Source organism: Candidatus Mycobacterium wuenschmannii (genome assembly GCF_030252325.1).
Classification (GTDB): domain Bacteria; phylum Actinomycetota; class Actinomycetes; order Mycobacteriales; family Mycobacteriaceae; genus Mycobacterium; species Mycobacterium wuenschmannii.
On record NZ_CP126981.1, the window covers coordinates 3,689,243 to 3,701,366 of the forward strand.

Below are 12,124 nucleotides of genomic sequence, written 5' to 3' on the forward strand. Positions count from 1 at the left end.
TCAATGTAAACAATGATGATGGTCGGCGTGATGGAACCGGCGCTGACACGGCAGCAGACCGACGCGACCGGGGACGCCTTCGGCGCTTGGTGGCGCGTACTCACGTCGGCCGGTGACGAGATGGCGGAGCGGGTTCCGCTGATCGGCCCCGCCCTGACCTCGACATCGTCGACAGTGCAGGTCGCGTTGCGCCGGGTGGGCGCGCTGATGGGATTGCTGGATCGCGCAGGAACCGCACTCGACGACATCGCGGAACTTCGGCACTCGGCGCAATCAATCGCGAACAACCTGGCCGAGTTGACGCACGCCGCACAGGGCATTGATGTTCAGGCCGGGCAACTGACCACCGAGATCAAGGCGGTCTCCCAGATCATGCCGACCCTGGAGCGATTGACGGAGATCGTCGATCCACTCGACACCACCGTGGCCCGACTCGGCCGTTTCGTCGATCGGCTGCCAGGGGGCCGCCGCGCCGCTTCTCGGCCCAAAGGCTCGCTCGACGGCAGCGCTACAGACCCACCCCGCGGGTGAACCCACCACCCTCACCCGCGGGGTGTCTCTGACCAGTCGCTACCGAAAGGCCTCCATGTCTGCCCGTCGACCCTCTATTGCCGTCGCCGCCGCGACGCTGGCGATCCTCGGCGCCGGATGCTCGACCGCAGAGAGTCCGAGCGACGTCTCGACAACCCAGATGACGACGAAATGGGTCGCCGCGCCGTCGGGGAAGTTTCTCCTCCAGGGGCAGATCTTGCAGAAGTATCTCGACGCCGGAGGGTCTACCAGCTCGCTGGGATCGCCGATCAGCAACGAAAAGCCCGCACCCGGGAATGGCCGGTTCACCCTCTTCGAAGCCGGCGCCATCTATTGGACTCCTCAAACTGGAGCCCACGTCGTCGCCGGAAACATCCGCAACACATGGGAATTCGACCACGGTGGACCCGCGGGCCCACTCGGCTATCCGACCAGTGACGCACACAGCGCACCAGGCGGTCCCCAACAACGGTTCCAGCACGGCACCATCAACGACAGTGCTGACGGCCATACTCATGTCGAGTTCAGCCCGCCCGCTGCGGGGTCGTGAGTTGCGGTACCCAGTCGACGAAAAAGCTTGCGCTTCAACTACTTAATCGAGTCAGCGCGGCCATTCGCGGAAGGCGGTCAACAGCTTGGCGCGAAATTTTGGGTCTAAGGTGTCGTCGGGAATCTTGCCGAGAGTGTCCACGGTCGCGCGCATTTGCTGCAGATAACTCTCGCAGCCGTCGCACTCGAGTAGGTGGGCGTCGAAGCGCGCCCGAGTGTGCAGATCGAGTGTGCCGTCGAGGTAGGCGGTCACTAGTTCGACCAGTTCGTTGCAGTCCATTGCATCTCCGGACGTCATGACGCTCCCTTTAGATAGTCCTCGAGAGCTTGCCGGATCGAGGCGCGGCCGCGATGAAGCAGAACCCGCTGATTGGCGGTGGTGATGTCGAGCAGTGCGCACACCTCGCCGCTGTCCAGCTCGAGTACGTCGCGCAGCGTGACGACTTCGCGCTGCCGGGACGGCAGTTTGTCGAGTTCACGACGAGTCACGGCCAAGAGTTCGGTCCCCAGCACCGACCCTTCCGGTGTATCGGGAAATGGGACAGGCGTTTCCAGGTCCTTCCAGTGACCGGGTAAGTCGTCGCCGGCAGGCTGGAATCTATCCGGGTTCACAGTACGGGCGGGGAACACCAGGCCGTCGCCGCCACGGCGTTCCCTCAGACCTTTGGCCTTGGCGATGTTCACGAGGACCGTGAAGAGCCAAGTGCGTAGCGACGATCGGCCTTCGAATTTTTCGATGCCTTTCAGGAGTGCAATCCAGGTCTCTTGGACCACCTCCTCGGCAGCTTCGTGGTTCCGCACGTAGCCGCGGGCGACTCGCAGCATCGCCGGCGTGTGCCGGTCGACGAGAGAAGCGAAGGCCGCCTCGTCTCCGGTGCGTAGCGCGGAGACGAGGTCGGCTTCGTCGAGTGGTGCGGCGATCACTACGTGCGGATCCTAGCGGCCAGCGCCTCGCCGAGCGTCCATACCGAGGCACCAAGGAGCACAACGTCTTTGATCAGAAATTGGCCCGTCATCGAGAGGCGGGGGAATCCTCCGGCCGTGGCCTCGCCGATTCCTGGCGTCGTGAACAGGAAGCTGGTAGTCGCCACAAATAACCCGATGGCCATCACGCTGCCGGCCGCCGAGAGTCGGGGCAACCACGGCTTGACTGCGAGCAACAGCGCGGTGCCAACCTCGACCACTCCCAGGAGTGCGGAGAGCGCCTGCACCGACAAGATGCTGTAGAGCCAACTCATGAAGGGGCTGTGGGCCACCAGCGGTTGGATGTTGTGCGCTTCGTAGTTGGTGAACTTCAAGAGTCCGATCCAGCCGATGACGAGCACCAGCCCGTATCGAAGTAGCGCGGACCCGGTCCGGGCGACGGCGACCTGCAGCTGGCTGATTGAGTGTTCCTGGGAGACGGTCATGTTCGCGTCCTTTGCGCTCCGATGTGGCGGTGACACAAAGGGAGTGTGTCGGCAAGCCGCGGGCGTTACACGGTTTGGCCGATTGGGTCGCCATCAGCGGCTGTTGAGCCGGGACTCCTCGAGGTCGAAGCCCCGCTCCAGGGCGCGCAGTACTGCCGCGGTGATGCGGCCCTCGCGACGCAGATTCAAGACTTCCGAACGCTCGATGCTCAGCGCCTCGAGCCGCAATGCGACATAGCTCCGCTGTTGGTCGATGTCAGGTTCGGCGCCGCTGGCGTCTGCTGCAACCCGGGCTTTTGCCTCCAGGCGCCGTGCCCTCGCCTCGTAGAGAACGTGCAATGAGTGCGCGGCGTCGGTGCTGTCGCCGTCGTGAACTCGTTGGTCCAGCCAGGCCAACGCGGCGTGCGTTGCGTGCAGGCGGGCCTCGTTTTCTTCGGTCTGAAAGTCGTCAGGCTTGAGTCCGAGGCGGCGAACCAGCCACGGCAACGTGACCCCTTGTAGCACAAGGGTGGCGAGAATGACTGCCGCCGTGGTCAATATGACGAAGTCGCGGCCGGGAAACGGCGATCCGTCGGCTCGGTGCAGGGGCACGGCGAGCGCCGCGGCCAGCGAGACGCCGCCGCGCATCCCGGCCCAGCCGACCACCGAGCGCTCCCGCCACAGGTCGGCGTTAACTGCGCGTCCGCGCCATCTGTCGAGGGCTGGTCCGGCAAGGGTGAACACCAGCCTCATCACGATCACCGCGGTGACCACCGCCGTCAACACCAGCAGCAGGTGCAGGTTCGCTTTGTTCAGCGCCCAGTGCACCTGCTGATGCAGCTGGATGCCCACCAGGATGAACAGAACTGCGTTGAGTAGGAACACGAACACGTCGAGAAAGGCCAATGCCTGCAGCCGCGCGCCGGGCGAGTACAGGTCGCTCATTCGGGCGCCCACATACAAACCGGCGGCGGCGGTGGCTAGTACACCCGACATGCCGGCGGCGTCTGCGGCTGCATACGTGAAATACGGGGTGGCCAGTGAAATGGTGATTTCCAGCGCCGGGTGGTGCATCCGGATCCGCACGCGCACCATCACCCAGGCGATGGCGAAGCCTAGTGCGGCGCCGCCGACCGGACCGAGCAGGAACGTGATCGTGAGTTGGCCGGGGTGCACCACCTGGGCGACCGCGGTGTCGACGGCGCCCACATACAACACCAGCGCCGTGCCGTCGTTGGTCAGGCCTTCGCCTTCGACGATGGTCGAGAGGCCTTCCGGCGCATCCAGTCTCCGGAAGATCGATATCGCCGAAACCGTATCGGTCGGCGCCACAATCGCGCCGATGACGATCGCGACCACTACGGACAGGCTGGTCAGCCAGATCAAGACACCCGCGACTGCAGCCGCCGTCGCCAGCACCAACCCCACCGCCAGCAGGACGACGATGCGGGCGTACTTGCGAAGGTCGTCCGGCGCGACGAACAGCGCGGCGTAGTAAACCAGAGGCGGCAAGAATAGGTAGAACACGATCTCCGGCGGTATCTCCGGCGACGGTGTCCAGGGGAACCAGCTCAGAAACACCCCGACACCGAGCAGCAGGACCGGGAACGGCACACCGATGCGTTCGGCGCCCCACACCGCGGCAATGGCGATTGCCGGCCCGCAGAGCAACAGGATCGTATAGGTGGCCGGAATCACAGCCTTACCTCCGGGGTGATGGCGCGGCCGACCGTCTGTCCGCGTGAGTGGTGTTGTGTCAGTTCATCTTCGGTCGCGCCGAGCAGTCAACACCCCCGGTGGAAGCGGCGTTATTCACAGTTGCGGGGATGGGTGAGGGTCTAGATCATTTTCTACTTGTGCGAGCGGTGGGTGCCAGGTTCCGCACGCCGCCGCGCACCGCTCGGCGTCTTGATGGATGGGCACAGCCTCCCACCTGCGCCTGTGAGTTCACTGCATGCCGACGCGGCTACCGCACAACCGACACGTCGAGCGCAGAGTCTCGCGCCAACGAGCTCTCTATGGTCAAAATTGACGACAACCCCGATATCACAGAGTTCGCACCTTCCTGAACCCACAAGACGAAGCTGCGTCGATCTGCTGACGGCCTACATTTTGGCGCAAAAGCATTGCCGCGCAAGCTTGCGCTGGTGGAGCCCGACGGCGATGGCGACGTCCAGTCGTGGCAACGCTGGCCCGCCTGCAGTCCGCTCAAACTTCCGGCCGCTCGGAGGGCGCGGGTCCGTTATCGTGGCGCGGTGGCACCCCTCGACCAGAGATCGACGGCGCACAGCTGTCGGCTCGATGCTGCATCGAGTACGCCGAACGGTCGACAAAGGTCGAAATGCTAAGCGCGGGATCGTATTTCGCGGGATACCGCATCGAGCGACCGCTTGGCAGCGGGGGCATGGGCGCCGTATATCTGGCCCGCAACCCTGATCTACCACGCCGCGAAGCCCTCAAGATCCTGTCCCCGGAGTTGTCAGGTGACCCTGAATTTCGCGCGCGCTTCACCCAGGAAGCCGACATCGCCGCCAGCCTCGATCACCCCAACATCGTCTCCGTCTATCAGCGCGGCCAACACGAGGGCCAACTCTGGATTGCGATGCAGTTCGTCGACGGAATCGACGCCGACGCCGCCTGGCGTGCGGGCGCGATGCCGCCATCGCGAGCCGTGCACGTCATCAGCGAGGTGGCCAAGGCCGTCGACTACGCGCACCAACGGGGTGTCATCCACCGTGACATCAAACCCGGCAACTTCCTGCTCGACGAGTCCAGCGACGGCGACGGGCGGGTCCTGCTCGGCGATTTCGGGATCGCACGGGCACTGGGCCACACCGGCATCACCGCGACCGGCGCCGTGATGGCCACCCTGTCCTATGCCGCACCCGAAGTGCTGACCGCGCAACCGGTCGACGGCCGCGCCGACCTGTATTCGTTGGGCTGCACACTGTTTCGGCTACTCACCGGACAAGCCCCGTTCGCCGGCGACAGTGGCGCCGCCGCCACCATCGCCGGACATCTCCATCAACCGCCACCCACAGTCAGCGACCGCGTCCCCGGCCTGCCCCGGGCAATGGATACCGTCATCGCCACCGCAATGGCCAAAAGCCCCGACTACCGCTACCCGTCCGCCCGCGCATTCGCACTGGCCGCCACACACGCGCTGCGCCAGACCTCCCCGCTGGGCGAACCGCAGACGCACCCTTGGTCGAGCAGTCGCGACAGCCCGCAACGGGTGACACATCCGCGCGAATCAGACACTCCCGCAACCACTACCGAGAAGAAGCCGCGCCGACGCGCCTACCTGATCGCCGCGGCCGTGACCGCGGCGGTGCTGCTGGTCGGGGCGACTGTGTTCCTGGTCAAGGGTGTCCGCACCAACGCGCCAACGCAAACCACCACTGCCGCGGCACCGACCACCACCGCGACGCCACTCATCCTTGTCTCGGCCCTCAGCCGCCTGATGCTGCCGGCTCCCCAGATCGCCGACATCGTCGGCACCCCGGACATCGCCCCCGTCGTCGACCTGAAATCGTTCGATGCCCAATCGTTGCTGATGAGCGACGACGACAAGCCGTGCGCCGGGGCCTTTCAGCCGGGCGAACTCGCCGCCTTCTACGGCACCGGCTCGATGGGCGCACATTTCCAACTGCTCGCCGGCGACAACTCACACAGCACCGCCACCCAGGCGCTCATCGCCTTCCCGAGCGCGCAGGCGGCGCAACGAGTTGTGAGCGACCAAACCGCGCAGTGGCAAGCCTGCGTCGGCAAGACCGTCACCACTCGTACCGAGCACGAAACCACCTACCGTTTCGGTCCCGTCACCAACGCCGACGACATTCCGATGATCACGTTCACCCTGGAGGGTTTCCCCACCAGCAACGGCTGCCAACACGCCATGGCGGCACGCAGAAACGTCATCGTCGACGCCGCGACCTGTGACTCCACCGCCCCCAATCACGCCATCACCATCGTCAACGCGCTTGCCGCCAAAGTCGCGGCCGCCCCCTGATGCTCGAGGTTCGGTGCGCTGCGAAGCGGGCACACTCCCACCGACATCTGATCCGTCGGGCTCTGTCCGACGGGAGAACGGGGAGGACCTGCATATGACGATGCCCAGCGACGCCGCGGACGCCAACGAGTCTGACGGAGCCAACGAAGGACCGCGTGACCATCAGAACGTCGACACCGACCACCACCCCTACGTAGACGAAGACAACGTGCCGCACCCTGGCGATGCCAACGAGGCCCGCTGACTTTCGACTTCCCGCAGGGTCATCAGGCGGCCGACACTAGGATCGCGGTTGATGACTGAAGAAGTACCTGGCGAGATCGGCCCGCTCGACGTCGAGGGCTCCGGGATCCTGCCCCCGGTATCGGACGAGGTGCGCCGGCGTTTCGGCCTGCTCGAGCGGTTCGCGCCCTGGATCGGGTCGCGGTGGGCGGTCGAATTGTGGTGCACCCCACCGATTCTCGAGTCGAGCCTGCGTATGCCCCCGGGTGTGTCTCCGGGCAAGCCGGTCGAAGCGTATTGGGAGGGACACCGCGTCGTCGGTGAGCAGTGGGGCGAGGGGCCGCCGGTATATCTGGTGCACGGCTGGGGCGGCCAGCGTCCCCACCTGGCGGTATTCGTCAAACCGCTGGTCGAAGCGGGTTACCGGGCCATTGCCTTCGACCTGCCCAGCCACAACGAATCGGATCCGGGTGCGCTCGCGCCGGGGCGCACCACCGCGACCGAGTGCGCCAGCGCGGTTGCGGCGATGATCCAAGCGCACGGACCCGCCCACGCGGTGGTCGCGCACTCGCTCGGCTCGAACGCGACGGCGTTGGCCGCGGCGGACGGCGCACCCGTCGGGCGCCTGGTCTTCCTGGCCCCGATGGCCGATTTCCCTCTCTACCTCGACCTGTTCGCTGCTCGGCACGGCTTCGGCCGCCGGATCCGCGCGGGTTTGCACCGTCGTCTGGAGAAGCGAATCAACATGACGCTGCCGGAGACGAACATGACGCATATCGGCCGACGAGCCAACTACCCGCCCTTGCTTCTCATCCACGACCCCGACGACCCGGACAGTCCGTTTGCCGCCACCGCGCGACTGGCCAAGGCTTGGGAAGGCGCGCAGTTTCTCGCCACGAAGGGGCTCGGCCGACTCGCGCACTATCGAATCCTGCGGCACCGCCCCGCGATCAACGCCGGCGTCGAGTTCATCGGTCCGCCACCAGTCGGCTGACGAGAACTACGGAGTGACAGCAGTTTTCCCGGTCAGTCGTCCGTCTCGACGACCAAGACTTCGGTGTTGGCGCGGCGCTTGATGATTTTCGGAACGGAGCCGATGAGCCGCCCGACGAGCGAACTCATCCCCACGCTGCCGACAACGAGCAGATCGGCGTGCACCTCGTCCGCCAGAGCAATGAGCGCGTCAGCCGGAGCGCCCTCCACGGCTCGCTGCTTCACATCGGTTGCGCCGCCCTGCCTCGCACGCGCCGCCGCTTCTTGGAGGAGGTCGTAGACCGGCGCGTTCCCCTGAGTGCGATAGTTCTCGTTCTTCGCCTGGTCGGGGTCGATGCCGGACTGTCCGTGCTCGCTCGATGCCGAATGCGCCGACGCCACGATCAGCTGCGCGTTCGATTCGGCGGCGATCGCGGCGGCCTTGTCGACCGCGCGCATCGAGGTCTCCGACCCGTCAGTGCCGACAACGATCACCTTGTAGTCCGCCACCACGCCTCCCGAATTTCAGTGAACAACTGTTCTTACTATGCAGTAGGCACTGCGATGCAGGCAAGAGGCATTATTACGCTCCCGCCGGGCGTAGCCTGAAGATCCCACCAGCAGGAAGCCACAGCCGTGCGACAGCCTGAACTCACCAGCCTCATCGGTCTGCGGGACGACGACGGGGATCGACTCCAGCTTGCGCGCGTGGACCAGCCCACCGGAACGAGTGGCTATGTGCTGAGGGTGGGAACGGGCAAGGTGGTGCTGAGCGCCGGCGACCTCGCCCGGCTCGGCGCCGCAATCCGGTTCGAGTTGGTGTCGGCCAACCGTTTGCGACTCGTGAACTGGGCGATCCAGCTACTCATCCTGTGCGCGCTGGCCTGGCTTCTGACCTACGGCGTCACCGGCCCGCTGTTTGCCTATCCCTGGTCGAACTGACTGCGTTGCGGGACAAGGCTTTCGGCGGTTTACCCAACAGGGCGCGGGCGGCGGCCCGGGCGTCGTAGTCCGGATCTTTGGTCAGCTGAATCAGCAGGTAGCCCGAAATGGCGGGCACGATCATCCACATGCCGTTCAAGCCGAAGAACTTGAAATAGCTGAGTGCATCGGGACGGATGTCGGCCAGGTGGCGCATCAGCTGGGAGACGAAAAACACTGTGCAGCCGTAAAACTGGAAGCACCCGGCTGCGACGAAGAACCGGATCGCCGCCGCGGTGCGATTGCGCAGAAACAGCGTCACGAAAGTGATTTCGACGATGCCGATGACGCCGGACCAGTATTCGACGAGGATCATCAGTGGGTCGCTGCGCAGGAAGCGGGTGTCGGCCACCGCGTAGGCCCAGAAATACCACTTCGACGTGTCCGCAGCGGTGGCGCCGTTGACCCAGTCGTGCAATATTGCCCAGGGCAGGTCCCAGCTCAGCGGGAAGACGATGGCGATCGCGGACCACATCAGGACGAAACCCGTCCGTCGCAGCTCGCGACTTTCGTTGCCGCCGAACAGGAATGGCGTCGCCAATGCGACGATCCAGCAGCTCAGCAGGCCAGGCAGCGCGATATCGGTCAACAGCAGTGGGTCTGCGGCGTGTGTCACCGCGAGAACCATGCACACGGCCGGAATCGACAACGAGACGGCCAGCCAGAACAGCTGTAGCCGGACAAATGCGGGCATCGGCGTCCTCTCCCAAGCCGTCACGGCCAACGGCTGACCAGGGGGAGTCTAGGTGTAGGCCGCGCTAGTGACTGGCATACCGATCCTCCAGTTTGGCCAGCGTCTTCTCGATGCCGGTGACGTTGAATTTCGTCGCACCGATCAGGTGGTAATAGCCGATCGCATTCTTGATCGGGCCGGCATCGTGATAGTCGAACGTTTCGGTGACCCGTGTCGTCGTCGGCGAGAGCGACTCGAACTGCCAGCGCCAGTGATGCCCGACCGGATGACGCCACTCGAACAACTCGTTCGGCGTGAGCGCGGTGACCGTGCTGGTGATGCGGTAGGGCACGCCCAGCACCTTCATGCGCGTCGAAAACTTGGATCCGACAACAAGGTTCGACGGCATCGAAATGTTGGTTCGGACGGTGCCCGACCCGTCGAGTTCGTGATGCCGGCGAGGATCTGCCGCCATCGCGTAGAGCTCCTCGGCAGGTGCGGCCACCTCGACTGAACGGCAGATGCGGCGTGGGCCGGCATCGACGACATGAACGGTCATGGGGTCACCTCAACTCTGTACGTGCCGATTTTACGAGCACTCGTCGAAACGTCGCGGATGGCCTATCTGGGACTGTCGATTTCATACGTGCCGTGGTCGTCGGAGACAAGCACTGCGACATGACGGGGGACGCCGTTGACGGTGGCGTCGCAGGAGAATGTCGTCCCCTGCCGCGCGCTGGGGTTGCGGCCGCCGTTGCAGCTGACGTTGGAGACCGTGTTCGCCCCGTAGCCGCTGGCCGGGTCCGACAGCGTCTGGAGCACGCCGGCCTGCACCTTGGTCACATCCAAGACCGCACCGCCGATGCGAGCCAAGTGCGTCATGGTGCTGACCAACACCGTCGCGGCGATCATTGCGGCCACCCCGGCCACCGCCAAGAACAGCCACGGCAGGAACTTCTTGAGATCCGTTGTGGCGTCGCGTGGTGCGGCGACGGCGGGCTTGGGCGGCTCGATGTGCGCGGCGGGCGGCGGTGGCGGCGGGCGATCTGGCCGCTGCAGGTACCACGGGATCTCCGGTGGCCGTTGCGGGGGATTGCCGGGCGGTGGTGGCGGGGCGGGCCGCGGACGAGGTCTGGCGACGCCTGTGCGGTCGTCGGGGCCGGGTCGGCGCAGATGCCAGGGTGTGCCCGGTGGCGGTTCGCCCGGGGGTCCTGACGGCGGCCGGTTCACGGGAAGTTCCGATAGCACTGCGCGGCGTCGCCGACCAGACCCGAGCGGAACGCCGTGATACGGGTGAAGCCTGCCGGGACGCTGTCGCCGTTGGTGTCGCTGGCGACGAGATGATTCGTGAGCAGACCGGATATAGCTTCGTCCAGGTCGCCGGCGTTGAGGGTGAGGTTGTTGCCGGACGGAACCGCGACGGGCTCGGCCATGGCTCGCTGCGCGACGCCGGTGAGGCATGCGGTGCGAAGGGCGGCGCGCTCACCCGTCAACCCGACGCCTTGCTCTTGCTGCACGGCCAGCATGTACCGCGAGGTGACGACGGAGAAGGCGGTGTCGTCGCCCTGCAAGAGTTGCCGCGTCTCGTTGTCCGCGTAGGTGCCGATCTCGCGCAGACCCGCGAGATCGACGTTGACGGTGTTGGTGGCGGGGCAGTAGGACGCGGGCGGGCTCGGCCGTGTCTGGGCGCAGTCGCCGGAGCCGCCGACAGTCAAGGCCGGAGCCTTAGCGGGGTGAAAGATCGCCGTGAGGGTTTCCATCAGCAAGCCCAAAGAGTTTTCGGTGATCGACATTTCGCCGGCGGGCGACTCGTCGGCCGAGTACGTCTGCAGAGCCGCCGGAAGGCCGACGTGCCGGCGCGCGATCTCGTCGCGGTCGATGGCGGCGCAGACGGCCGGGTCGCCATTGAACCCTTCCTGAAAGGCCGCGACCCGGTCAAGCGCGGAACCGTGTGCGTCGCGGGCGTTTTCGGGTTCGTCCGTGGGGTCTCGCAGCGTGATTCCCCCGGCGAGCACGTGGTCGAGACCGTCGGTGGTGTTCATCGCGAACCGCGTCGAATGGCCCTGGGCAACCCAGCGCAGGTAGACGCCGGCGAAGCAGTCGGCCTGCTGCTCCTTGACCAGGGTGCGGGTCAACGTGTGCACGCTATGAGCTCGGGTCTGCACGGCATGACCGAACTCGTGGGCCAGTGTCCCGGCGACGGAGATGTCACCAAAGTACTTGCGCGTCATGGGAACCAGCACACCCCGGTCCCAGGCGATCGAGTCGTCGGTGCGACAGTACGACGCGTTGACCGACTTGTAGCCGTTGCGCTGACCGCAGGCCGCGATGCTGCCCCGCGTGTTCGAGTCGTAGGACCTGACTTTCGCGATGGGACGATACTGCCCGGAAAAGAATTGCGGGTAGGTGGCGGTCCAGAAATCTTGAATGTCGTTGACGGCCAACAACGCCAGCCGATCGTCGTCGCTGCCGTTGGAGCCCTCGACGCTGCCGCGGGGTGGCCCGGCATCCGGCCGGCGGCCGCTGAATCCCCCGCTGGCGGGCAGGCCGCCGACTCGGTCCGGGTCGTACAGCATCGATGCCGGACGACCGGCCAGCACGGTGGGCGAGCATCCCGCAGTCGCGGGGACCAGACAGATCGCCGCCAGCAGGACGGCGACGGCGGTGCGGAGGCGCGACGGCCGCGCCGCATCCCGGTGCGGGCAGTGCTGCATGCGCCCCTCCCAGCGATCGAATGCGCTGCCAATGCGGCGACGTTAACGCAAACGCGCACGTGGCGTCGAAATTGTGAGTTCA

15 protein-coding genes are annotated in these 12,124 nt (G+C 65.6%); 6 read left to right on the plus strand and 9 right to left on the minus strand.

Features of this window, described 5'->3' with window-relative positions; genetic code table 11:
• Positions 1-12 precede the first annotated feature (12 nt).
• The gene (locus tag PT015_RS17750) at positions 13-531 is read left to right on the plus strand and encodes a hypothetical protein (protein ID WP_285186183.1); all 519 of its coding nucleotides are present in this window, start codon (positions 13-15) and stop codon (positions 529-531) included.
• Between the two features lie 55 nt (positions 532-586).
• A complete protein-coding gene (locus PT015_RS17755) occupies positions 587-1,081 on the plus strand; it encodes an LGFP repeat-containing protein (RefSeq protein WP_285186184.1) in 495 nt (164 codons plus the stop codon).
• Positions 1,082-1,132: 51 nt separating this feature from the next.
• Here PT015_RS17755 and PT015_RS17760 read toward each other — a convergent pair whose 3' ends face one another.
• The 4 genes from PT015_RS17760 to PT015_RS17775 form a co-directional block, all read right to left on the minus strand.
• A complete protein-coding gene (locus PT015_RS17760) occupies positions 1,133-1,378 on the minus strand; it encodes an anti-sigma factor family protein (protein WP_285186187.1) in 246 nt (81 codons plus the stop codon).
• The gene (locus PT015_RS17765; RefSeq protein ID WP_285191160.1) at positions 1,375-2,001 is read right to left on the minus strand and encodes an RNA polymerase sigma factor; all 627 of its coding nucleotides are present in this window, start codon (positions 1,999-2,001) and stop codon (positions 1,375-1,377) included. The genes PT015_RS17760 and PT015_RS17765 overlap by 4 nt, the downstream gene beginning before the upstream one ends.
• Positions 2,002-2,003: 2 nt before the next feature.
• Positions 2,004-2,489 (minus strand): YkgB family protein, encoded by a 486-nt coding sequence (locus tag PT015_RS17770; RefSeq protein WP_285186188.1) that lies wholly within the window; start codon positions 2,487-2,489, stop codon positions 2,004-2,006.
• Between the two features lie 93 nt (positions 2,490-2,582).
• Positions 2,583-4,166 (minus strand): Na+/H+ antiporter, encoded by a 1,584-nt coding sequence (locus PT015_RS17775; RefSeq protein ID WP_285186189.1) that lies wholly within the window; start codon positions 4,164-4,166, stop codon positions 2,583-2,585.
• Between the two features lie 643 nt (positions 4,167-4,809).
• Here PT015_RS17775 and PT015_RS17780 point away from each other — a divergent pair.
• The 3 genes from PT015_RS17780 to PT015_RS17790 all read left to right on the plus strand — a co-directional run bounded on the left by PT015_RS17780 (position 4,810) and on the right by PT015_RS17790 (position 7,696).
• Entirely contained in the window at positions 4,810-6,480 is a 1,671-nt protein-coding gene (locus tag PT015_RS17780) for a serine/threonine-protein kinase PknH/PknJ (protein ID WP_285186191.1), read from the plus strand.
• A gap of 94 nt (positions 6,481-6,574) precedes the next feature.
• Complete coding sequence (locus tag PT015_RS17785) at positions 6,575-6,724, plus strand: hypothetical protein (protein ID WP_285186193.1); 150 nt, start codon at positions 6,575-6,577, stop codon at positions 6,722-6,724.
• 51 nt (positions 6,725-6,775) lie between these two features.
• Positions 6,776-7,696, plus strand: a complete 921-nt coding sequence (locus PT015_RS17790) for an alpha/beta fold hydrolase (RefSeq protein WP_285186194.1) — start codon at positions 6,776-6,778, stop codon at positions 7,694-7,696.
• 32 nt (positions 7,697-7,728) lie between these two features.
• On the opposite strand, the gene PT015_RS17795 is transcribed toward PT015_RS17790, so the two are convergent.
• A complete protein-coding gene (locus PT015_RS17795; protein ID WP_285186196.1) occupies positions 7,729-8,184 on the minus strand; it encodes a universal stress protein in 456 nt (151 codons plus the stop codon).
• A gap of 126 nt (positions 8,185-8,310) precedes the next feature.
• On the opposite strand from PT015_RS17795, the gene PT015_RS17800 reads away from it, so the two are divergent.
• Positions 8,311-8,616, plus strand: coding sequence for a hypothetical protein (locus PT015_RS17800; protein WP_285186197.1), 306 nt, complete (start codon positions 8,311-8,313; stop codon positions 8,614-8,616).
• On the opposite strand, the gene PT015_RS17805 is transcribed toward PT015_RS17800, so the two are convergent.
• The 4 genes from PT015_RS17805 to PT015_RS17820 all read right to left on the minus strand — a co-directional run bounded on the left by PT015_RS17805 (position 8,579) and on the right by PT015_RS17820 (position 12,042).
• Positions 8,579-9,349: a hypothetical protein gene (locus PT015_RS17805; protein ID WP_285186198.1), complete on the minus strand. Its 771-nt coding sequence runs from the start codon at positions 9,347-9,349 to the stop codon at positions 8,579-8,581. The two genes, PT015_RS17800 and PT015_RS17805, sit on opposite strands and share 38 nt — an antisense overlap.
• Positions 9,350-9,413: 64 nt before the next feature.
• Positions 9,414-9,887 (minus strand): SRPBCC family protein, encoded by a 474-nt coding sequence (locus PT015_RS17810; RefSeq protein WP_285186199.1) that lies wholly within the window; start codon positions 9,885-9,887, stop codon positions 9,414-9,416.
• Positions 9,888-9,949: 62 nt separating this feature from the next.
• A complete protein-coding gene (locus PT015_RS17815; protein WP_285186200.1) occupies positions 9,950-10,558 on the minus strand; it encodes a DUF4333 domain-containing protein in 609 nt (202 codons plus the stop codon).
• Positions 10,555-12,042: a neutral zinc metallopeptidase gene (locus tag PT015_RS17820; RefSeq protein ID WP_285186201.1), complete on the minus strand. Its 1,488-nt coding sequence runs from the start codon at positions 12,040-12,042 to the stop codon at positions 10,555-10,557. Before PT015_RS17820 ends, PT015_RS17815 begins: the two co-directional genes overlap by 4 nt.
• Between the last annotated feature and the right edge of the window lie 82 nt (positions 12,043-12,124).